Here is a 21,873-nt window from a genome sequence, read left to right on the forward strand (position 1 = left end):
GAGGACACGGGACGGGGTTTTGTGGCCAATCCCCGACAGCGCGAACGCGGGTGTGCTGTGCTGGACTCGGCACACCCTTGTCTAAGGTGAGTGCAGGCGGCGCAACCCGCGCGCCCGTCGCGGGTGATTGGAGTGACCGGATGGCTGAGGCGAGGCAACTCCGGGAATACGTGCCCGCAGAGGTACCCGAGAGCACGACGCCGACTTCGATCGAGGGCGGGGACCTCATCGGGGGAGCCACCGACCACACCGTGTGGAGCTGCGCGGGCAACCTGACCGCGGTCCGCTCCGTGCGGGCCCGCGTGCGCGAGTTCCTCGCCGGCATGGGCCACTCCGAGAACGTGCTCGACGACGCCGAACTGGCCGTCAGTGAACTGGCCACCAACGCGCTGCTGCACTCGCGCTCGGGACAGAGCGGCGGCGTCATGACGCTGTTCATCCGCTCCGACGGGGGACGCCTCCGCGTCGCCATCGCCGATCAGGGCGAGCGCTCCGGCGAGGGCGGCCACACCCGTGACGACGGCGACGACTTCGGCCGCGGCAAGCTCATCATCGACAGCTGCGCCAGCCGCAGCGGCGAGTACTGGAGCGAGGCGACCCACGTGGCCTGGTTCGAGATCGACGACCTCGAACCGGCCCTGTCCCTCGACGAAGAAGCCCTCTGAGGGGCGAGACCAGGACGGGCGGGACTCAGACGGGCAGTCCCGGAGCGGCGACGCGCTCCGGCTCGGGGAAGCAGCGCACCGTCACCCGGCGCCCCTCCGGGGTCGGGCATCGCGACCCCGTCATCACACAGGCCCCGGTCCACAGCGCCAGCGCCACCAGCGCCACCCGGGTGGCCTCCTCACCGCGTTCGTCCACGGCGACCACGTCCTCGGCGGTCAGCTCCAACCGCTCGCGCAGGGCGACGAACCGCGCCATGAGGTCGCTGTGCGGGTACAGCGTCGTCAACAACCCCGCGCCGGTCTCCTCATAGCCCAGGATGCCGTTGTCGAACAGGCCGCGCGAAGGGCTGTACCCGGTGCCGTCGGGGCTCGGGCGCAACAAGTCCTCGAACGGCGTGGTGCCCAGGGCGTCACCGAACGAGATGACCTGCCGCACCCGCGACCGTTCGGCCAGCTCCAGCGCCGCGGGCGCCAGATCGGCGCTCACCATCAGCAGCCTGGCGTCGGTCTCGGCCAAGGCCGCGCACTGGACGTCGGGATCGGATGCGGGGGACAGGGGCAGTGCCCGGCCGCCCACCGCCATCACGGTGTAGGTGGCCAGGAACCGGTCCGGTGAGACCGGGGCCAGCACGCCGACCACGTCCCCCAGGCACAGACCTCGCTGGCTCAGACCCGAGGCGGCCCGCTCCACCGTGGCGGCGAAGGCGAGCGCGTCCACGCGACGCCCCTCGGCGCGGATGGTCCCTCCGCGGCCGGGTCGCAGTCTGAGGCGTTCGCACAGACCGCCGGTCAATGAGCCGATGGGGTCGTCCCTGCGCGGCAGATGACGCCCAGGTCGTCCGGTTCCAGAAGACAGTCCTACCCCCATGCGTTCCCCCAGTTCACCCTGGTGACGGTGGTACCGCCATCCGGGCTCGTCACGCCCCCTCCACGTGGCGAGCCCGGCGGCGCCGCACCGACCGGTCCGAGCGAGGTCCCTCCCCAGGTTCCACCTCGCGGCGATGCGGGTTCCCACCGGCCCCGGGAATCCCCCCGGAGCCGACGGTCCGCCGGGATCCGAGGTTCGGTCCGGGCCCGACGGCCGTTCTCGGAACGCGCGCCGACGTGCCACCGAGGTGCCAGGAGTGCGTGCGTCCCATGGCTTGAAGACTAGCGCGTACACGGTCGGATGCACATGCATATTGCTATGCAGATGCATATGTAGATTCGGTGCGCAGGAGAGTACGACACCCCCTTCGCGGGGGTTTCGGGGGAACCGTCAGGTCTGGTCTCCGTGGCTGTCCATCCACGCGGCGATCTGCGTGCGCGAGTGGAAGCCCATCTTCCGGTTGATGTTGGCGATGTGCCGGGCCGCCGTGGCCGGGGTGATGAACAGTGCCCGGGCGATCTCCGGGTTGCTCCCGCCCTTGCTCACCAATCGGGCGACCTCCAGCTCCCGCCGCGTCAACCGCTCCTGCGGAGGTGTCGTCTCCGGAGGGGGCGGCGGGGTCGGGGTCGGTTTCGGCCGGGTCGTCCGGGCGTTCGAGCGCCGGGGCCGCTCAGGGCCACCACCGGCGGAGGGGGCGCCGCGCCGCGCCGGCGGTCGCCTGCCCTCCTCGGACAGTCGTTCGGCCTCCCGTACCGCCTCGGCCGTGCCCAGGGCGCGCCCCTGCTCCCAGAGGGCGACCAGCCGGCGCCTGCGCCGCCGTGCCCGCTCGACCTCGGCGAACGGCCATGGGGCCGGGTGCGTCGGCAACCCCAGCTGCTCGCGCATCTGCACGGCCGCTCCGGCCAACCGACAGGCCGGGTCGCGCATGCCCGAATCGAAGGCGACCCGGGCGATCGAGATCAGCGCCCGCCCCACCTCCGCGCGCTGCCCGCTCGCGTGGGAGAGCAGCAGACCCTCGCTCAGGTAATCGTAGGCCTGACCGATCCGCTCCTGGGCGTGCGCCACCCGACCGATGCCGGCCAGGCAGCGCGCCTCCTCGGCGGGGGCGCCGATCAGTCGCTGGGTGTCCAGCGCCTCCCGGTAGCAGCGGTCCGCCGTCACCAGGTCCCCGCCCAGTTCGGCGGCCCGGGCCTGACCGATGAGGGTGACGCCCACGCCCCACCGGTGATCGATCCCGCGCAGGAGGGTCAGCGCCGCGTTGTAGTGCTGGTCGGCGGTCTGGTGATCGTCCTGTTGGGCGGCCAACGCGCCCCGGGTGCCCAGGGCGATCGCCTCGCCCCACAGGTCGCCGGACTCACGGCACAGCCGCAGGGCCTCCTCCACCCGTACCGCGGCCTGGTCGGGCACCCGCTCACGTACCTCCACCAGGGCCAACAGGTTCAGGGCGGTGCGCACGAAGACCTCGTCGCCGGACTCACGGCACAGCCGCAGGCCCTCCTCGCCCAGGGACAACGCCAGGGCGTGGTCGCGACGCACCCGCGCCAACTGGGCCCGGCCCACCAGGGCGCGCGCCCGGGAGGGCGCCTTGTCCGCCTCGTCCATCCCCAAAAGCAGGTCCATGAGGTGGGCGCCCTCGGAGTAGTCGTGGTGGCTCACCCAGTGCGCCACCAGGCTCGCCGCCAGACGCAGCCCCGCCTCGGCCCTGCCCTCGCGGTGGGCCCACCGCAGCAGCGAGCGCAACGTGTCGTACTCGGCGACCACCCGGCGCCGCCCGGAGTCGCGTTCGCTCCAGGGCATCGACCGGCTCGACTCCAACTTGTGGCCCAGGTCCTCGGCCAAGCGCGACATCCGGTCCAGCAGGCGTTCCCGGAACGTCTCGTCCTCGTCGGCCTCGACCAGCCGCTCGGCGGCGAACGACCGCAACGCCTCGGGCAGCCGGTATCGCAACCGGCCCTCGAACTCACCGGTGATGGTGATGAGCGACCGGTTCAGCAGGGACGCCAGCAGGTCCAGGACCTCGGTCTCGGCCAGGTCGTCACCGGTGCACACCTGCTCGGCCGACTCCAGGTCCCAGCCCCGGAACACCGACAGACGGCGCAACAGCACGCGTTCGGGTTCGGGCAGGGCGCGGTAGACGAAGTCGAGCACGATCGGCAGCACCTCGCTGCGCGAGACCGCCTGACCCGGTCCCGGTCGGAACTCGGGGGAGGCCAGGTGCGTGCGCAGGCTCTCGGCGAGTCCGGCCGGGCCGACACCGGGAACGCTCCCGCCGAGCACCTCGATGCCCAACGGGACCCCGCCGGCGAGGTCGCACAGCACCGCCGCGGTCTCCAGTTCGTCGGGAGACGCGGAGAAGCGGGGATCGCGGATCCGGGCCCGGTCCAGGAACAACCGCACCGCCTCGGAGTCCCCCGGGTCGGGGGGAGGCGCGTTGCGCGCGGCCACCGGCAGCGCCATGGGCGTCATCCGCCACACCGTCCCGCCCGACAGCCGGACCGGATCCAGCGCGGTGATCAGCACCGACACCTCGGGGCAGCAGGCCAGCAGGGTCTCCCCGATCTCCGTCACCGCTTCGGCGACGTGACCACAGGAGTCCAACACCAACAACAACCGACGGTCGCGCAGCGCCTCGACCACCGTGGTCGCCAACGGCTGCCCCGGTTCCTCGATCACGCCCACGGCGTGCGCCACCCGGGCGTGGACCTCCAGGGAGGTGTGCGCGTCGGTCAGGTCCGCCAGCCACACCCCGTCGGGGAACGCCGCGGTGGACTGTTCGGCCACGCGCAGCGCCAACCGGGTCTTGCCGATCCCCTCGGTGCCGCACAGGGTCACCGAGCGGCTGGAGTCGAGCAGCCGGAGCAGGCTGCTCAGGTCCCGCTCGCGGCCCACGAAGCCGGTGCCCGGCCGAGGGAGGTTGTGCCGCGCGGGCGCGGTCAAAGGTGCCATGGCCTTCACATGTCGGGGCGGTCGGGGAGGTCCTCACCGTGGTCGGGGGGTCATGGTGGCAAGGGGGACTTCTTCATCGGGGGAGGTGCCGGGAATCTCTGTCTTAGCGCCTGCGCGCGCTGTGTGCAAGTGCGCCGAGGGGGCACCGGGCCGCTTATGTCCGTTCTTGGGCGGAAGTCCAGCCGGTCAGCTGTGTTCGGGACGAAATCGAGAGTTTTCTGAAGATGTTCGCTATATGTCGGGCCGCGGTGGCCTGACTGATGGTGAGCCGATCGGCGATCTCCCGATTGGACAGCCCCTGCTCGGCGAGTTCGGCGATCTCCCGTTCCCGGGGGGTGAGGGTGACCGGTTCGGCCGGGCGGTCCGAGACCCGGGGGAAGGCCAGGGCCCGATCCCGCACCTGTTCCAACGGCAGCGACCGCCAGGCGTTCCAGGCGTTGACGGTCCGCGCCGACCCCACCCGTCGTTCCACGGCCGAGCGCAATCGGACCGTCTCCGCCGAGGGCCGGTCCAGCGCGGTCCGCAGGTCGGCGGCCACCCCCGCCAGGGCGGCGGCCCGTTCGGCCTCCTCCTCGGCCAGGGCCAGCTCGCCCAGCGCCTCCATCGCCCGGGCCACCGCGATGCGCTGCCCGGAGGTGAAGCTCACCCGCAGGCACGAGGCCAGGGGCTCGCGCGCCTCCAGGATCCGCCCCTCGGCGAGGTAGAGCCGGCCCAGTTCGCGCGAACAGTGCGCGGTGGCCGGGGCCGCCCCCAGTTCCTCGAACACCGTCAGTGCCTCGGCGAACAGCTCGCGGGCCCGTTCGAAGTCGTCCTGTTCGGCGGCGATCGACCCCAACACGTGCAGGGAGCGCGCCACGCTCCACCGGTCGTGCAGCTTCTCACCCAGCTCGATGCAGTGCCGCAGGTGCTCCACGGCGCGATCGGGTTCCCCGCGTCGCCGGGCCAGCTGGGCCAGCACGCCCAAGGCGGTCGCCTCGGTGAGCGGATCGCCGGCCTGCTCGGCCCAGGCCAGAGCGCGCTCGGCGTGACCGAGACCCTCCTCCAGGGCGTTGGTGCGCAGCGCCAGCGCCGCCATGGTGGCCAGGGCGGAGGCCGCGGCGCCCGCCTCCCGGCAGGCCCGTGCCGCCTCCAAGGCGCACATGGCCAGAGTGGACACCCGCGGGGCCACGTCCACGTCCAGACGCAGCTCGGCCTGGAGGGCCAGGGCCCGCGCCCGCAGCCAGGGCGACTGCCCGTCGGGGTCGGCGGCCAGCACCGTCTCCAGGACACGGCCGCCCTCGGCGGCCAGGTCGCGCACCAGCCAGTAGGGGCGCAGCGCCACGCACACCCGAAGCGCCTCGTCCACACGGCCCCGCGAGAGGGCCCACGTCACCACCCGGGCGTGGTTCTCCCGGTGATGGTCCAACAGGCGCAGATGGGCCAGCCGCTCGGGCCAGCCCAACGGGGAGCGGGAGTTCTCGGCGGCCTCCTCCAACCGGGAGACGCAGAACTCCAGGTAGCGGGCCCAGCGTTCGTCCTCGCCGCCGCCCTCGGCCAGGTGCTCGGCCGCGTAGGCGCGCACGGTCTCGGTGAGCCGGTAGTGGGCGGTGCCCTCGATCTCGGCGTCCACCACGATGAGGGACTTGTCCAAGAGCGAGAAGTGCAGCGGCAGGATGTCCGCCGGGTCGACCCCGTCGCCCGAGCACACGTCCTCGGCGGCCTCCAGGTACCAGGTCCCGAACACCGACAACCGGTGCAGCAACGCCCGCTCCGGCTCGCTCAGCAGGTCGTGGCTCCACTCCAGGACCGCCCGCAGCGTGCGCTGACGCGGCGGCAGACCGCCGGATCCGTCGCTGGTGAGCAGCTGGAACCGGTCGTCCAGGCGGCGCAGGATCTGTTGCACCGACAGCACCCGTACACGTGCCGCGGCCAGTTCGATGGCCAACGGCATGCCGTCGAGCAGTCGACAGATCTCGGCGATGTAGCCGGAGTTCTCCCGGGTCATCTCGAACCCGGAGCGGGCGGCGTGCGCCCGGGTGACGAACAGACGCACGGACTCGTAGCGCTGGGCGTCGCGCCGGGGCAGCGGGGCCGGGTCGGCGGAGTAGGGGTCGGTGGGGGTGGGCCGGGCGGGCAACGACAGCGGGGGCACCCGCCAGATGCTCTCCTCGGGCACGTGCAGCGGCTGCCGGCTGGTGGTCAGGATCCGCACCCGGGGACAGTCGCGCAGCACCGCCCGGCACAGCCGGCCGATCGCGTCGACGGCGTGCTCACAGGTGTCCAGGAACAGCAGCAGGCTCTGGGTGCGCAGCGCGGTGATGACGGCGTCGGTCATCGTGCGGGCGTCGTCCTCGACCGCCTGGAGGACCCCGGCCACGGCGCGCAGCACCTGGTCCTCGGTGGAGGCCTCGCTCAGATCGACGAAGCGCACCCCGTCGGGGAACCGGCGTATCACCCGCTCGGCCAGGTGCAGGGCCAGCCTGGTCTTGCCGATCCCGCCGGTCCCGGTCAGCGTGACCATCCGGGCGGTGCCCAGCAGGCGGCCCAGATCGACGATGTCGCGTTCACGGCCGACGAAGCGGATGAACTCGCCGGCGGACAGGGGCAGGTTGTGGCGAGGAGGAGACATGGCCTCGATTACTAGGGCACCGAACGGCCCACGACACGGATCGGTCCGGACCCGGGCGCGGAGAACAGCTTTCATCAGTGTCGCATCCCGTACCCGAACCTGTCCCGGGAATGGCCGGTTCCGGCATGAGCGGTCGGAAACCGCCCATGCCGGTCGCTTCCGCGTCGCGGAGCGGCTACTCTGTGCCGCCTTCCGGGCCGCCTTCCGGGCCGCCGGTCGGGGTCCAGGTCGCCGGGTCGGCGGCCGCCTGTTCCCCGCTGCCCATGTCCTTGACCTCGTGGTCGCCGTCCTCGTCGAAGGGCGGGAACCACACGAAGGGGATGCCCTTCTTCGAGGCGTACTGGATCTGCTTGCCGACCTTGGCGGTGGAGTGGAACACCTCGGTGTTGAACCCGCGCGAGCGCAGCAGCTCACCCGTGGCCAGGGCCTCGCGACGACGCTCGGCGTCGGGCACCACCACCATGACGTCGGTCGGGCAGACCCGGCCGCCCTCGATCCGGCCCTCGGCGACGAGCTTGGCGAAGATCCGGGTCAGGCCGATGGAGATGCCCACACCCGGCAGCCTGCGCCGGATGAACTGCCCGGCCAGGTCCTCGTAGCGGCCGCCCGCGCAGATGCTGCCGTAGTCGGGGTCGTCGTCGAAGGACGCCTCGTAGACCGTGCCGGTGTAGTAGTCCAGCCCGCGCGCGATCGACAGGTCCGCCACCACCGCGCCCTCGGGCAGGTCGGCCAGGTCGTCCATGACGAACGTCAGCTCCTCCAGCCCCTCCTCCAGGAGGGGTGAGGACACGCCCAGGTCACGCACCCGGGCGGGTACGTCCGCGCCGGTGCCGCGGATCCGGGCCAGCGCGAGGCAGGCCCCGGCCTGGTCGTCGGTCAGCCCGGCCTCGACCAGGATCGCCCGGACCCCGTCGTCGCCGATCTTGTGGAGCTTGTCCACGGCGCGGATGACCGTGATCGGGTCCTTGACGCCCAGACCCTCGTAGAAGCCCTGGAGGACCTTGCGGTTGTTGACGTTGAGCGTCCAGGCCGGGATGTCCAGGCCGCTGAGCACCCGGTGCACGATGCGCGGCAGCTCGGCATCGAAGTGCAGCGGTACGGAGTCGACGTTGATGACGTCGATGTCGCACTGGGTGAACTCGCGGAAACGCCCCTCCTGCGGTCGTTCGCCCCGCCACACGCGCTGCATCTGGTAGCGCTTGAACGGGAACGTCAACTCGTTGAAGTGCTGGGCGACGTACCGGGCGAAGGGCACCGTCAGGTCGAAGTGCAACCCCAGCCTGGCATCGGATTCGTCCTTGGGGTCGGCTTGGAGGCGGTGCAGGGTGTAGACCTCCTGTGAGGTCTCGCCCTTGGCCATCAGCACGTCCAGGTTCTCCACGGACGGGGTCTCCACGGACGCGAAGCCGAAGGACTCGAATCCGGCGCGGATATGGTCCAGCCAGCGCTGCTCCACGGCCCGGACCCGAGGGGTCCATTCGGGGAAGCCACTGATGGGGGCGGGGCGGACGACGCGCTGATCGGACATGCGGGGTTCTCGGCTCCCTGGAAGTCGTATCGGGAAGGACGCCTCGCGAGACGGAACGGAGGCGTGCCCATCCTAACGACCGACCGGGGCGTGTGTCGGGGATCCGGGCATGGCCACCACCGGCCCACGTGGACGGTTGTGGGCCGGTGGGGCTCCGGCGAACGATCGGGACCGGTGACGACCACTCCGACGCCGAAGAGCGAGACGTCGGTGGCCGGTCGCGTCCGGGGACGTCGCCGACGGCTCTCGCGGGGCGGTCGGGTGCTCGTGCCAGGAGTCGGTTCCGCGACCGCGTACGTCATGCGGGAGCCCTGCCTCCACCGTAGACGCAGTGGACGGTGCCGGACAGGGATCGGCGCGGCCGAAAGCGGCCGAAAACGGTCGCTCACAATGTCGTAAAGTCCCTCCCCCGGGGTAGGGGAGTGTGCTTGCATGATCACGCTCGGTTCCCGGAAGGGAACGCACCGCCATCGAGCCTCCTTCAGAGGTCCGATGGTCCTTCGTCCTGCCCGGGATCCGTCCCTCCGATGATGTGAGAAAGCGGACCCGCGCCACCACTGTGCCAAAACGCCGTCCAAAACGGCCGTCCGGTGTTAGGTTCCAGGAGCGGCGACCCTCGCGGGGGTATCGGACCCGAGAGCGCCGTGCCCCTCGAAAGACCGGGCCGTCCGAGTCCCATCCGTTCGTTCGGCCCCGGCACTCTCGCTAGGACTAACTGTGATCGATCCAGCCAAAAGCACGAACGATGTCCACGCCCCCGGCGCACTGTCGACGAAGATCATCATCGCCGGCGGCTTCGGCGTCGGTAAGACCACGTTCGTCGGTGCCGTCTCGGAGATCCCGCCGGTGCGCACCGAGGCCGCGGTCACCGCGGCCAGTGCCGGGGTCGACGACCTCTCGCACACTCCGGACAAGACCAGTACGACGGTGGCGATGGACTTCGGCCGCATCTCACTGGACACCGACCTGACCCTGTTCCTGTTCGGAACGCCCGGGCAGCAACGGTTCTGGTTCATGTGGGACGACCTGGTGCGCGGGGCCCTGGGGGCGGTGATCCTGGCCGACACCCGCAGATTGGAGGACACCTTCCAGGCGCTGGACTACTTCGAGCGCCAGTACCGGTTGCCCTTCGTCGTCGCCGTCAACGAGTTCGACCCCGAGGGGCTCTACAGCGCGGAGGAACTGCGCGACGCCCTCGACCTCACCCCCGACGTCCCGGTCGTGCGCTGTGACGCCCGTGACCGCAAGTCCGTCGTGCGGGTGCTCGTCACCCTCGTCAAACACGCCATGGCGGTGGAGGCCCGCCAACGCGGCCGACGCCAACTCGTCTACTGATCCGGACCGGCCGGCCGGCCGGTCCGTGCGGCCGGTTCCCCGAACGTGTGCGTTCGGGGTCTTGTGAGGTGTGTGTCCGGCGTTACCCTGTGGGGGTGTTCGGACGAATGGCGGAAAGCGTGCGCCGTCTGCTGGGTAAGCCCGGCGCGGTGGATCTGCGGCCTTATACCAAGCTCCTGTCGGCGATCGAGGCCGAGGAGGATGGTCTGCGTGAGCTCGACGACACCGAGCTGACGGACAAGGCCATCGAACTCGGCAACGCCGACCTCCCCTACGGACGCGACGACCTCGTGTCGCTCTGCGCGGTCGGCCGCGAGGCGGCCCGGCGCGCCCTCGACGAGCGTCCCTTCGACGTGCAGTTGCTGGGCGTCATGGCCCTGCTCGACGGTCACGTCGCGGAGATGGCCACCGGTGAGGGCAAGACCCTGACCGGTGCCCTGGCCGCGGCGGGCTTCGCCCTGCGCGGCCGGCGCGTCCACGTCATGAGTGTCAACGACTATCTGGCCCGCCGTGACGCGGAGTGGATGAAACCGCTCTACGACATGCTCGGCGTCACCGTCGGGTGGATCACCGAGGAGTCCACGACCGCGGAACGGCGTGACGCCTACTCCTGTGACGTCACCTATGCCCCGGTCAGCGAACTGGGCTTCGACGTCCTGCGCGACCGCATGGTCACCGACGTCGCCGACCGGGTCGTTCCCGCACCCCACATCGCCATCATCGACGAGGCCGACTCCGTGCTCGTCGACGAGGCCCGGGTTCCGCTGGTCCTGGCCGGCGCGGCCGAGCGGGTCGACGCCGACGTGGAGATGGCCGACGTCGTACGCGTCCTCAAGCCGCGTCTCCACTACGAGATCGACTCCGAGGGCCGCAACGTCCAGCTCACCGACGCCGGCATCGACGTGGTGGAGAAGGCGCTGGGCGGCGTGGACCTGTACGCGGACTCGGAGGAGGAGTCCTCGCTCCTGCCCCAGGTCAACCTGGCGCTGCACGCCCACGTGCTGCTCCAGCGCGACGTGCACTACGTGGTGCGCGACGGCGAGGTCCGGATCATCAACGAGTCCCGCGGCCGTATCGCCCTGCTCCAGCGTTGGCCCGACGGCCTCCAGGCGGCGGTCGAGGCCAAGGAGAAGGTCGCGGTCAGCGAGACCGGCGAGGTGCTGGACTCCATCACCGTCCAGTCGTTGATCCTGCGCTACCCGACCCGGGCCGGCATGACCGGTACCGCGATGGCCGTCGCCGACCAGCTCCGCGAGTTCTACGAGCTGGAGGTCGCCGTCATCCCCTCCAACAAGCCGAACGTCCGGGAGGACCACGGCACCCACCTCCACGCCACGCGCGAGGAGAAGGAGGACGCGCTCCTCGCGGAGGTCGCGGAGGTGCACGCCACGGGGCGTCCCATCCTCATCGGCACCCAGGACGTGGCCGAGTCCGAGCGGTTGGCCGACCGGCTGCGCAAGGCCGGCCTGGAGTGCGTGGTCCTCAACGCCAAGAACGACGCCGACGAGGCCGCCGTCATCGCCGAGGCGGGCACGTACGGTGCCATCACCGTCTCGACCCAGATGGCCGGCCGCGGTACCGACATCCGGTTGGGCGGCAGCGACATGGCCGACCGCGAACGCGTGGTCGAGGCCGGTGGTCTGTACGTGATGGGCTTCGGCCGCTACCCGAGCAGCCGCCTCGACGGCCAGTTGCGCGGCCGCGCCGGCCGCCAGGGCGACCCGGGCGACTCGATGTTCTTCGTCAGCATGGACGACGACCTGGTGGTCAACAACGCCTCGGAGACCTCCGGTTACACCACCGACGACCACGGCGAGATCACCGACCCGGCCTGGCTGTCCATGGTCGATCACGCCCAGCGGGTCGCCGAGGGGCAACTGCTGGAGGTACACCGCAACACCTGGCGCTACAACCAGCTCATCGACGTGCAGCGCGACGTGGTCCTGGAACACCGCGAACTGGTCCTCTCCGGGGACGAGGGCGACCGGCACGTCAAGAAGGACCGGCCGAAGGAGCACGGAGCGCTGGTCGAGGAGGTGGGCGAGGAGAAGGTCGCCGAGGCGGCCCGGCTCGTCACCCTGTACCACCTGGACCGCGGCTGGACCGACCACAACGCCTTCCTGGCGGAGCTGCGCGAGGGTATCCACCTGCGCTTCCTGGGGCGCCGTGACCCCTTGGACGAGTTCAACCGCGACGCGGTGCCCGTCTTCAAGGGCTTCCTGGACGAGGCGCGCGCCCGGGCGGCGGAGAGCTTCGGCGAACTGGAGGTCCGGGACGGCGAACTCGACGTCTCCACGGTGGGCGTCAAGCGTCCGTCGATGACGTGGACGTACATGGTCCACGACCACCCGTTCAGCTCGGCGATCGAGGCCCTGGCGGGGCGGGTCAAGGGGCTGATGGGCAAGGGCCGGTAACCCCGGAATCACCCTCCTTCTTTTTTCGGGTGCGGGTCGGGACTTTGGTCCCGGCCCGCACTTACTTTTGTCGGCTACTCTGCTGAAAAGCCTCCATGGAGGCCGAATCGCCATGCACAATTGACTCGGCCGGGTTAACATGGCTGCGTTTTCTATGGAATCCGAGACGGTTGGGGCAGAATCCACTGTGGTCCACGAAATCGGCGCGCAGGAGAAGATCAGTTACGGACGCAACGACCGCTTCCTCGGCGGTCCGGTGGGCGGTGGCCAGTTCTGGATCGACGAGACGGGCCGATCGGTGGCCAAGATCGGCGGACCCAAGGAGTGGCGCCCCACACCGATGATCGATGTCCGGGTGGGCGATGTGTTCAGTGTCGGGGGCCAGGTCTGGCGGGTCACCGATATCGTCGATGCCGAGTCCACTTCCGCTTATCTGCTGGCCACGCGCGTTAGTTGAGAACAGTGCCCGGGAGTTCACCCCGGGTTGATCGTCCTTGTTTGCTTGAGTCGGGAATCGCAACCTCGTGCAACCTTTTCGATGAAGGTCGCGGAGGGTGGCGGTTCCCGATTTCCATGCCGGTCCCGTTCTCTCCGGGTGAGCGTCCGGTGACGTTGCGCCCCGATGCCGGCGCAGGTCATCCCGGGCTTTTCGGTCGGCGTCGAGGCGAATCGAGACGTTCCGGTTATCTGAAGGAGGGTGTTCGCGTTACCGCTGCCTCGTTACCGTCGTTCGGGCAGGGCGCGCCCCGGTCGGGGATGCCGCGCCCGTCGCCCCCCGGTCGGCCCCAGGGGCTGTCCCCCGCCCCTGGGCCTGACCGTCCCCCGCGTTCCGGCGGGGCCCTCTTTTTCTTCGCGTCTTCCCCTCACCCCCATCGGGGCGCTGCCGTGTCCGCGATCCGGCTCGGTGTTCAGAACCCGTTCCAGTGGATGTTCTCGGGAAGAGTCCATGTACCGGGAGGGTTTGGTCGTTGTCGGGGACTTGCGGTAGAACGCGTTCCAGTATTACGCTCTGGCCATGCCCGGCCCGGTGAGGGCGTCCGGTGGTTCGGTCACCGGCGCCAAGGACGGCCGGTTCAGAAGGATCGTCGCCCGCCGGAATCGGATCGCGCCCCGACCCGGTGGGCGACGGCCTTTGTCAGGCCAGGAGGCGGGAGATCTCCTCGAAGGTGGGGCACGGCCAGATCTGGCGACATCCCCCGCACGCTCCCCCCTCGTCCTGGGGGTGGTGCAGTCGCAGCAGCTCCGCGCACACCCCCGCCAGGGTCGACACCTCGTTGCGCGCGTTCGCGTAGAAGGCGACGTCGTTGATCCGGGCCAGCGCGCTGTCGGAGCCGCCCGGGGGTATCCCGACCGTGTCCGGTTCCCAGGGGACCGCCCGCGCCGAGCGTTCCCGGATGCCCTCGACGCACCGGAGCAACTTCGCGTGCTCGATGGCAGTCCCTTGCGTCGGCCTGGTGAACGGCATCGCCGATCTCCCCCCAACGGGTGGATGCGCAGCTACATCTGGTGACTCAGCGTATACCCATCGTGGCGGAATGTCGCGACACGGCAATCGGGTGAACGCGGGGGCGAAGGCGTGGGGAACGGTGAGCGGGCTGCCCCCAAGGGGAGGGACAGCCCGCCGGGAAGGGGTGCCGGGCTCAGTGGCAGTTGCCGCCGCAGCCGCACGAACCGCCGTTCTGGCAACCGCAGCCGCAGCCCGAACCACAGCCGCAGGCGCTCGGGGGATTGGTCAAGGGGTGGGTCATGTTCCCTCCTCGGGATCGGTCCGAAGTCCGGTCCACCGTGCCCGGACGGCACGGTTCCCGACAGATGACCTGCCCGTGCCGGGGCTTTCCCAATCCGAGGGGACTTCATCGACGAACCCTGACCCGACACGCCGACCCTCGGCGCCGACCGGGAGGCCCCGCACCGCCCGGTCTCCGATACCGGACCTCAGGCGAAGAAACCGGGGGAGCGGCTCGGCCGGCGCGTCATTCGGTAGAGCCAAACCTGACCGATGAGCATGACCGGAATCGCGGGGGTCAGGACCGACCAGACCAGGACCGCCGTCGTGTCCGGAATCGAGGCGACCGGCAGCCCGGAGGCCACCGCCACCGTCACACCCGGCACGGCGATCGCGATCGCCGAGGTGTACCGCGACAGCATCGGACCGGACGTCCCCAGGGTCGCCGTCAGGGCCACGGCCATCACCGCCGTCGGGATCGCGGCCGCCGACGGATCCACCGGACCCGGTCCCGGCACCGCGGCCACCACCGTCACCAGGGTCGCCGCCAGGGCGACACCCGCCAGCCACCGGGTGTCGCGGGCGGCCACGTCCGCGCTCTCGGCCGTCGGATCCTCGACCAGACGCTCGGCGCCGAAGGCCGCGCCGCGCAACGCGAACAGGGACACCACGGTCGACGCGCACGCCACGGTGAACGGGGTCACCGCCGGATCCCCGGCGATCAGCGACGCCGTCACCCACCCCCAGGCGAGGGCCAGGGTCCAGCCGCCCGCCACGACGGCGCCGTCCCACACCGCCCGCCACCGGTCGTCCGGCACCCGGGAGCGCAGCCACAGGCCCGCGTCACGGACCAGCAGCCCGACGGTCAGGACCACCAGGACCGGCCACAGCTCCGCCACCACGTGGTGCTCCAGCGCGGGGAACAGCCCGGCCAGGATCCCGACCAGGGCGACCAGCCACACCTCCGAGGCCAGGAAGTACGGGGCGATCGCGGCCACCACCCGTCGTCGCTGCGCGGGACCGCGGGCCACACGCGGCATCAGCATGCTCAGGCCCACGTCGGCCCCGGCCAGGACCAGGTGACCCACGAGGAACAGGACGAGCAGCAGGGTGGAGAGAACGTCCAACATGGCACACGGCTCCGGTTCAGAACGTGGGGGCGGGGACGGGGGCCTCGGCGGGCTCCCGGTCGCGGTGATCGGCGAGGGGACCGTCCTCGGGACCGCGCCGGGCATAGCGCACCAGCAGCCAGTAGGTCACACCGGCCAGGACGGCGAACGCCACCGTGAACAGACCGAAGGAGATCGCGGCGGCCGCCGGGGACAGCGGTGTCATCGCGTCGGCGGTCGTCAGGTGGTGCACGACGGTCCAGGGCTGGCGGCCGGTCTCCCGGAACACCCACCCGCCGACGCTCGCCAGGTAGGGGGCGAACGGGAGCACGACCAGTGGCGCCAGGAACCACCGCCACCGGTCCAGGCCGCCGAGCGGCCAGGCCAGCAGCAGGACCGGTCCCAGGAAGAACATCAGGGCCCACATGCCCATCATGAGAGCGTCGGCGGTCGGGCCGATGGCGGGGTGCACCGCGCTCCCGGCCGCCTCGACGGCCTCGATCTCCGACGCCGAGTAGGTCTGTCCGCTGGTGGGCGGTGCCTGGCCGAACAGCTCGAACTGCACCCCGCCGAAGGCCGCCACCGGGATCGGCACGAGGCACATCACCAGCGTCCCGTAGCGGATGCCGCGCGCGAAGATCCGGTGCGGGTCGTTCCCGCGACGCAGGTGGTACGCGCTCACCGCGATGACCACCGCGCCGCCCACCAGCAGGGTTCCGGTCACGATGTGCCCGAACGCCATGGTGGCAGCGGGGTTGGTCAGCAACGCCGCCGGGTCGGTCAGATGCGCGACCCCGTCCACCATCTCGAAGCCGACCGGATGGCGCAGGAAGCCGTTGGACACCAGCACCCACCACGCCGACAGGTACGCCGTCGCCGTCACCACCGCGAAGCAGGACAGGTGCGCCCACCGGCCCATCCGGTTCCACCCGAAGATCCACAGACCCAGGAACGTGGACTCGATGAAGAACGCCGTCATCGTCTCCAGGGCCAGCGGAGCCCCGAAGGAGTAGCCGTACATCTTCTGGAGGCCGGTCCAGTTCACCGCCAGCTGGAGTTCCATGACCAGTCCGGAGAGCACGCCCATGCCGTAGTTGACCAGGTACAGGCCGCCCCAGAAGCGGACGGCGGTCATCCGGCCCCGGTCGCCGCCCGCCGTCGCCCGCAGCTGGGTGACGAGGATGTAGGGGGCCAGACCGAGGGTCAGGGCCACGAACATGTAGTGCGTGGCCGCCGTGAACGCGAACTGGAGCCGCGCCAGGAGGAGGGGATCGTCGAACATCGCGGGGCCTCGTGATCGTCATCGGGAACACGAGAAGCATCCGGTGGAGGTCCGGTGCCCGGCATCGTCCGCGGGAGGGCTTTCGCCCGCCTCCTCCGGTGGTAGTCGCCCCCGCGCTCTACTCCGTGAGGGCTACGGGACAACCCGGAGAGGACCCCGGGACCGCCTCAGGAAGTCGTCCCGTCCTCGCTCCACCCCGGGGTGACCAGGGCCGACTCGTAGGCCAGCACCACCAGTTGGGCCCGGTCGCGCACACCCAGCTTCACCATGGCCCGACTGACGTGGGTCTTGGCGGTGGCGGGGCTGAGCACCAGCTCCGCGGCGATCTCCTCGTTGGACAGCCCACGGCCCACCAGCGCCACCACCTCCCGTTCCCGGTCGGTGAGGCCGTTCAACCGCGGTGAGGGCGAGGGGGCGGTGCGCGGGCGGCTCGTGTAGTCGGAGATCAACTTGCGGGTGACGCCGGGGGACAGCAGGGCCTCGCCCTCGTGCACCACCCGCACGGCCTGGAGCAGGTCGCGCGGCTCGGTGTCCTTGACCAGGAAACCGCTCACCCCCGAGCGCAGCGCCTCGAAGACGTACTCGTCCAGGTCGAACGTGGTCAGGATGATGACGCGGGTCGCCCCGAGCGCCGGTTCGGCGATGACGCGCGCGGCGGCCGCCAGGCCGTCCACCCCCGGCATGCGGATGTCCATGAGGATCACGTCGGGGCGTTCGGCGCGGGCCAGCCGCACCGCCTCCTCGCCGTCGGCGGCCTCGGCGACCACCTGGATGTCGGCCGCGCTGTCCAGCAGCGCGCGGAAACCGGCCCGGACCAGAGCCTGGTCGTCGGCGAGCAGCACCCGGATCAACGTTCCCCCGTTCGGTCGGCGGCGGAACCCTCGATCGGCAGCCGGGCCCGCACCCGGAATCCTTCACCATCCAGCGGACCGGCGTCCACGGTCCCGCCCACCAGGGCGGCCCGCTCGCGCATCCCGGTGATGCCGTTGCCCGGCGCGGGCACGCCCAGCGTGCCGCGGCCGTCGTCGACGACCTCGATCAACAGTTCGGTGGGTCGGTATTCGACGCGCACGGTCGCCCTGTCCGCCCCCGAGTGGCGCACCACGTTGGTCAACGCCTCCTGCACGGTGCGGTAGGCGGCCGAGTCGGTGCCCGCGGGAAGCCGGGTCGGGGCGCCGACCAGTTCGACGTCCACGGCGATACCGGCGCCCCGGGTGGCCTCGGCGATCTCCTCCAGCCGGTCGATCCCCGCCACCGGGGAGCGCGGCGCGCCCTCGTCCACCGCCCTCAGCACACCGAGGATGCCGCGCAGTTCCACGAGTGTGTCCTTACTGGTCCGCTTGATGGTGGACAACGCCTCGGCGGCCCGCTCCGGCTCGTTCTCCATCAGGTACAGCGCGGTCCCGGCCTGCACGTTGATCAGGGAGATGTTGTGCGCGACCGTGTCGTGGACATCGCGTGCCAGACGCAGCCGCTCCTCCGAGGCCCGCCGCAACAGCTCCTCACCGCGGGTACGCTCCGCCTCGGCCCGCCGCTCCCGGTCCGCCTTCAGGTACTCCTGCCGCCAGCGCACCACCTCCGCCGAGCACAGCAGCACCAGCACCCAGCCGACGATGCCCAGCGCCTCGGGGCGGAACGTTCCGGTGATCGCCAGCTCATAGCCGTTGAGCAGGACGAACTGGCCGATCCCCAGGCTCCACCCGAACGCCCGGTACCCCCACCGGACCAGGCCGTACAGCGCCACGGCGGTGCACACCATGATCATCCCGTCGGGGAACCCGAGCGGATAGTAGACGGTGGCGGCGACCACGGAGACCGCCCCGACCGTACGGGGGAAGGAACCGCGCCACAGCAGGGGGAGACAGGCCAGGGCGATGATCGCGTACCCCCACGGCCAGGCGGCGCGGCCGTGGGGTTCCGGAGAGATCAGCTCGACCGCGAGGGTGCTCCCCACGGAGAGGAACGACAGTCCCAGGACGATCCAGGTGTCGGTGCGCGTGGGACGCGGAAGTGGTGCTGTCACACCCTCGACGGTACGGCCGGCACGCGGGGGTTTCCGTCCCCCCTCGGGAGACGATCCGCGTGTCGGCCGTACTCCCCGGGGAGTACGCCGGGGGCCGGGGCGGTCGGGATCAGAAGAGGTCGTCGGGCGGGGCCGGGGAGTCGACGGCGTCGGTGTCGCGCACCGGGGCGCGGCCCGAGACGAACCGGTCCAGCTCCTCGTCGGCGAGCAGACGGGCCATCTCCGGGTCGCGGTGGGCCCGCCTCGACAGCCCGTCCACCGGCAGCGGCCCGGGGGCGGCGGTCAGCACCAGGTTGCCGAACCGGCGACCGCGCAGCACCCCCGGGGCCGCCGACAGCACCACGTGCGGCAGCACCTCGCGGACCGTCGCCACCTGGCCCCGCGTGTGCGTCAGCGCGCCGCCGTCGCCCACGTTCACGACCAGGAGACCCCCGGGGCGCAGCACCCGGGCCGCCTCCGCGTAGAACTCCACCGACGTCAACCGCGCCGGGGTGCGGGCGCCCGCGAACACGTCGGACACGATCAGGTCGGCGCTCGCGTCGTGTCGGGCCGCGATCCACTCCCGGGCGTCGCCGATGCCCACCCGCAGCTGCGCGCGCCGGTCCCACGGCAGTCGGCGCCGCACCAGCTCCACCAGTGGAGCGTCCACGTCGACCGCCCGCTGACGCGACCCCGGCCGGGTGTGCGCCACGTAGCGGGCCAGGGTGAGCGCGCCCGCGCCCAGGTGCAGGACGTCGATCGGCTCCCCCTCCGGGGCGACCAGATCGGCGGCGTGCGCCATCCGGCGCACGTACGAGAAGTCCAGATGGGTCGGGTCCGCCAGGTCCACGTGCGACTGGGGCGTGCCCTCCACCACCAGGAACCACGCATCGGCCCGGTCGGCGTCGGCGAGCAGTTCCGTGCCCGGCGCCCCGATGACCTCGTCGTCGTCCTTCGTCCTGCGTCCGCCCATGTCCCCGTCCCCCTCGATCGCCCGCCCAGCGTAGTCGTCCACGGGCGGGGCGTTCGCCGCGCGGGCGCACCCCCGGTGGCGCTAGCCTGGGGTTCCCCTGGTTCTTCCAACACCTGCGCCCCGACGGGGCGCGTTCACCGAGGAGTGGCCGTGCTACTGCGGATGTCGACCCTGTTCCTGCGCACCCTGCGTGAGGACCCGGCGGACGCCGAGGTGCCGAGCCACAAGTTGCTCGTCCGCGGCGGGTACGTGCGCCGCGCCGCCCCCGGCGTCTACTCCTGGCTCCCCCTCGGCAAGATCGTCCTGGAGAACGTCGCTCGGGTCGTGCGCGAGGAGATGGACGCCATGGGCGGCCAGGAACTCCTGCTGCCCGCGCTGCTGCCCAAGGAGTACTACGAGGCGACCGGCCGCTGGGAGGAGTACGGCGACACCCTCTTCCGGCTCAAGGACCGCAAGGGCGCCGACTACCTGCTCGGCCCCACCCACGAAGAGGTCTTCACCCTCCTGGTCAAGGGCGAGTACTCCTCCTACAAGGACTTCCCGGTCATCCTGTACCAGATCCAGGAGAAGTTCCGCGACGAGGCGCGCCCCCGGGCCGGGGTGCTGCGCGGTCGCGAGTTCCACATGAAGGACTCCTACTCCTTCGACATCGACGACGCCGGACTCCAGGAGTCCTACGACAAGCACCGCGCCGCCTACATCCGGATCTTCGACCGGCTGGGCCTGGAGTACGTCATCGTCGCGGCGACCTCCGGAGCCATGGGCGGATCGGCCTCCGAGGAGTTCCTCGCGGTCGCGCCCACCGGTGAGGACACCTTCGTGCGCAGCACCGGTTCGGACTACGCCGCCAACGTCGAGGCCGTCACCACCCCGGAGCCGCCCGCGCTCTCGATCGAGGGGCTCCCCGAGGCGAAGGTCCACCACACCCCGGACACCGCCACCATCCGGACCCTCGTCGACCTCCTCAACGAGTTGGACCTGGGCCGCGACTTCACCGAGGCCGACACCCTCAAGAACGTCCTGGTCAAGACGCGAGCCCCCGGCTCGGAGGAGTGGGAGCTGCTCGCCGTCGGCCTGCCCGGCGACCGCGAGGTGGACTTCAAGCGCCTGGAGGCCGCGCTGGAGCCCACCGAGGTGGCGCTGCTGGACGACGCCGACTTCGCCGCCAACCCCTTCCTGGCCAAGGGCTACATCGGCCCCCGCGCCCTGCTCGACAACAAGGTCCGCTACCTGGTCGACCCGCGCGTGGTCACCGGCACCGCCTGGGTGACCGGCGCCGACCGCCCCGACCACCACGTCCTCGACCTGGTGGCCGGCCGCGACTTCACCCCGGACGGTGTCATCGACGTCGCCGATGTCCGCGACGGCGACCCCTCGCCGGACGGACGGGGCACCCTGTACACCGCGCGCGGCATCGAGATCGGCCACATCTTCCAGCTGGGCCGCAAGTACACCGACGCCTTCCAGGTCGACGCCCTGGGCCCCGACGGCAAGCCCAAGCGCATCACCATGGGCTCCTACGGCATCGGCGTCTCCCGCGTGGTGGCCTCGGTCGTCGAGCAGTCCCACGACGACAAGGGCATCGTCTGGCCGCGCGAGATCGCCCCGGCCGACGTGCACGTCATCGGGACCGGCAAGGGCGCGCAGATCGAGGAGGCGCTGCGCATCGCCGCCGAGCTGGAGTCGCGCGGGCTGCGCGTACTGGTGGACGACCGCAAGGGCGTCTCGCCGGGGGTGAAGTTCACCGACGCCGAACTGCTGGGCGTGCCCACCGCCGTCATCATCGGCCGCGGTCTGGCCGACGGTGTGGTGGAGCTGCGCGACCGCGCGACCGGCGAGCGCGAGGAGGTCGCCCTGGACGCGATCGTCGATCGTGCCGTGGCCGCCTGCCGCGCCTGAACCTTCGAGGACGGCCCCGCTCCGCACGATTCGGGGCGGGGCCGTCCTCGTGCGCCCGAGAGGGTCAGCCCCCGTCGAAACCGGGGAGGGCGGTCAGTTCGCCGCCGCGTTCCAGGACCCGCAGGGTGGCGTCCTGGAGGTTGCGCGCGCCGGTCGTGCGCATTCCGATGTCGCGGGCGGCGGTCAACCACAGGTAGGCCCGGACCGTCGACTCCTCCAGACCCAGCGCGAAGGCGTCCAGGGAGGCCTCGTCGCGCTCCTTCGGCAGCGGGTACGACGCCAGGGCCGGCGAGGGTTCGGCGTCGTGCGCGGCCGCCAGGGCGTACAGCTCGTCACGCAGCTCCTTGTGCGTCAGCGCCGCCTCCAGCGCCCGGGAACGGTACTCGTCGTCGCCCCCGGCCCCGCCCAGGAACTCGTAGCCGTACACCGCCGCGTGCTCGGCGCTCAGCGCCTCGGCCAGTGCCCGAGGGCCGTCGTCCATCGCCTCGACGGACAGGTCGGCGTCGCTCATCGGTCAC

Annotated in this window: 16 protein-coding genes; 5 read left to right on the top strand and 11 right to left on the bottom strand. The window is 71.3% G+C overall.

Annotated features, from left to right (window positions below; genetic code table 11):
- The first annotated feature begins 140 nt into the window (after window positions 1–140).
- Complete coding sequence (locus tag PWG71_RS07600) at window positions 141–665, top strand: ATP-binding protein (RefSeq protein WP_274808844.1); 525 nt, start codon at window positions 141–143, stop codon at window positions 663–665.
- A gap of 25 nt (window positions 666–690) precedes the next feature.
- On the opposite strand, the gene PWG71_RS07605 is transcribed toward PWG71_RS07600, so the two are convergent.
- The 4 genes from PWG71_RS07605 to hisS all read right to left on the bottom strand — a co-directional run bounded on the left by PWG71_RS07605 (window position 691) and on the right by hisS (window position 8,615).
- Complete coding sequence (locus PWG71_RS07605; protein ID WP_274808845.1) at window positions 691–1,533, bottom strand: AMP-binding protein; 843 nt, start codon at window positions 1,531–1,533, stop codon at window positions 691–693.
- 390 nt (window positions 1,534–1,923) lie between these two features.
- Complete coding sequence (locus tag PWG71_RS07610; RefSeq protein ID WP_274809089.1) at window positions 1,924–4,470, bottom strand: helix-turn-helix transcriptional regulator; 2,547 nt, start codon at window positions 4,468–4,470, stop codon at window positions 1,924–1,926.
- Between the two features lie 163 nt (window positions 4,471–4,633).
- Window positions 4,634–7,087, bottom strand: coding sequence for an ATP-binding protein (locus PWG71_RS07615; protein ID WP_274808846.1), 2,454 nt, complete (start codon window positions 7,085–7,087; stop codon window positions 4,634–4,636).
- Window positions 7,088–7,262: 175 nt separating this feature from the next.
- Entirely contained in the window at window positions 7,263–8,615 is a 1,353-nt protein-coding gene (gene hisS / locus PWG71_RS07620) for a histidine--tRNA ligase (protein WP_274808847.1), read from the bottom strand.
- A 717-nt stretch (window positions 8,616–9,332) separates the two neighbouring features.
- Between hisS and PWG71_RS07625 the strand changes: the two genes are divergently transcribed.
- The 3 genes from PWG71_RS07625 to PWG71_RS07635 all read left to right on the top strand — a co-directional run bounded on the left by PWG71_RS07625 (window position 9,333) and on the right by PWG71_RS07635 (window position 12,821).
- The gene (locus PWG71_RS07625; RefSeq protein ID WP_274808848.1) at window positions 9,333–9,950 is read left to right on the top strand and encodes a GTP-binding protein; all 618 of its coding nucleotides are present in this window, start codon (window positions 9,333–9,335) and stop codon (window positions 9,948–9,950) included.
- A gap of 107 nt (window positions 9,951–10,057) precedes the next feature.
- Complete coding sequence (secA2, locus tag PWG71_RS07630; protein WP_274808849.1) at window positions 10,058–12,364, top strand: accessory Sec system translocase SecA2; 2,307 nt, start codon at window positions 10,058–10,060, stop codon at window positions 12,362–12,364.
- Window positions 12,365–12,518: 154 nt separating this feature from the next.
- A complete protein-coding gene (locus tag PWG71_RS07635; RefSeq protein WP_274808850.1) occupies window positions 12,519–12,821 on the top strand; it encodes a DUF6406 domain-containing protein in 303 nt (100 codons plus the stop codon).
- A 678-nt stretch (window positions 12,822–13,499) separates the two neighbouring features.
- Here the strand turns inward: PWG71_RS07635 and PWG71_RS07640 are convergent.
- The 6 genes from PWG71_RS07640 to PWG71_RS07665 form a co-directional block, all read right to left on the bottom strand.
- Window positions 13,500–13,829: a hypothetical protein gene (locus PWG71_RS07640; RefSeq protein WP_274808851.1), complete on the bottom strand. Its 330-nt coding sequence runs from the start codon at window positions 13,827–13,829 to the stop codon at window positions 13,500–13,502.
- 470 nt (window positions 13,830–14,299) lie between these two features.
- Window positions 14,300–15,217: a cytochrome d ubiquinol oxidase subunit II gene (locus tag PWG71_RS07645; RefSeq protein ID WP_274809090.1), complete on the bottom strand. Its 918-nt coding sequence runs from the start codon at window positions 15,215–15,217 to the stop codon at window positions 14,300–14,302.
- Window positions 15,218–15,236: 19 nt separating this feature from the next.
- Entirely contained in the window at window positions 15,237–16,481 is a 1,245-nt protein-coding gene (locus tag PWG71_RS07650) for a cytochrome ubiquinol oxidase subunit I (protein WP_274808852.1), read from the bottom strand.
- Window positions 16,482–16,648: 167 nt separating this feature from the next.
- Window positions 16,649–17,332, bottom strand: coding sequence for a response regulator (locus tag PWG71_RS07655; protein WP_274808853.1), 684 nt, complete (start codon window positions 17,330–17,332; stop codon window positions 16,649–16,651).
- On the bottom strand, window positions 17,329–18,504 hold the full coding sequence (locus PWG71_RS07660; protein WP_274808854.1) for a sensor histidine kinase: 1,176 nt from the start codon (window positions 18,502–18,504) through the stop codon (window positions 17,329–17,331). Before PWG71_RS07660 ends, PWG71_RS07655 begins: the two co-directional genes overlap by 4 nt.
- 109 nt (window positions 18,505–18,613) lie before the next feature.
- Window positions 18,614–19,456, bottom strand: coding sequence for a spermidine synthase (locus PWG71_RS07665; RefSeq protein ID WP_274809091.1), 843 nt, complete (start codon window positions 19,454–19,456; stop codon window positions 18,614–18,616).
- 162 nt (window positions 19,457–19,618) lie between these two features.
- On the opposite strand from PWG71_RS07665, the gene PWG71_RS07670 reads away from it, so the two are divergent.
- Window positions 19,619–21,355 (top strand): proline--tRNA ligase, encoded by a 1,737-nt coding sequence (locus tag PWG71_RS07670; RefSeq protein WP_274809092.1) that lies wholly within the window; start codon window positions 19,619–19,621, stop codon window positions 21,353–21,355.
- Window positions 21,356–21,419: 64 nt separating this feature from the next.
- Here the strand turns inward: PWG71_RS07670 and PWG71_RS07675 are convergent, their stop codons facing one another.
- Window positions 21,420–21,866 (bottom strand): ferritin-like domain-containing protein, encoded by a 447-nt coding sequence (locus tag PWG71_RS07675; RefSeq protein ID WP_274808855.1) that lies wholly within the window; start codon window positions 21,864–21,866, stop codon window positions 21,420–21,422.
- Window positions 21,867–21,873 lie beyond the last annotated feature (7 nt).

Source organism: Nocardiopsis sp. N85 (assembly GCF_028882275.1).
Taxonomy (GTDB): Bacteria; Actinomycetota; Actinomycetes; order Streptosporangiales; family Streptosporangiaceae; genus Nocardiopsis; species Nocardiopsis lambiniae.

What these genes read in the sequence shown, in the direction of transcription:
- PWG71_RS07600 (WP_274808844.1), top strand. Translation starts at nt 141, where the DNA reads ATGGCTGAGGCGAGGCAACTCCGGGAATACGTGCCCGCAGAGGTACCC.
- PWG71_RS07605 (WP_274808845.1), bottom strand. Translation starts at nt 1,533, where the DNA reads ATGGGGGTAGGACTGTCTTCTGGAACCGGACGACCTGGGCGTCATCTG.
- PWG71_RS07615 (WP_274808846.1), bottom strand. Translation starts at nt 7,087, where the DNA reads ATGTCTCCTCCTCGCCACAACCTGCCCCTGTCCGCCGGCGAGTTCATC.
- hisS (WP_274808847.1), bottom strand. Translation starts at nt 8,615, where the DNA reads ATGTCCGATCAGCGCGTCGTCCGCCCCGCCCCCATCAGTGGCTTCCCC.
- secA2 (WP_274808849.1), top strand. Translation starts at nt 10,058, where the DNA reads ATGGCGGAAAGCGTGCGCCGTCTGCTGGGTAAGCCCGGCGCGGTGGAT.
- PWG71_RS07635 (WP_274808850.1), top strand. Translation starts at nt 12,519, where the DNA reads ATGGAATCCGAGACGGTTGGGGCAGAATCCACTGTGGTCCACGAAATC.
- PWG71_RS07640 (WP_274808851.1), bottom strand. Translation starts at nt 13,829, where the DNA reads ATGCCGTTCACCAGGCCGACGCAAGGGACTGCCATCGAGCACGCGAAG.
- PWG71_RS07650 (WP_274808852.1), bottom strand. Translation starts at nt 16,481, where the DNA reads ATGTTCGACGATCCCCTCCTCCTGGCGCGGCTCCAGTTCGCGTTCACG.
- PWG71_RS07665 (WP_274809091.1), bottom strand. Translation starts at nt 19,456, where the DNA reads ATGGGCGGACGCAGGACGAAGGACGACGACGAGGTCATCGGGGCGCCG.
- PWG71_RS07670 (WP_274809092.1), top strand. Translation starts at nt 19,619, where the DNA reads ATGTCGACCCTGTTCCTGCGCACCCTGCGTGAGGACCCGGCGGACGCC.
- PWG71_RS07675 (WP_274808855.1), bottom strand. Translation starts at nt 21,866, where the DNA reads ATGAGCGACGCCGACCTGTCCGTCGAGGCGATGGACGACGGCCCTCGG.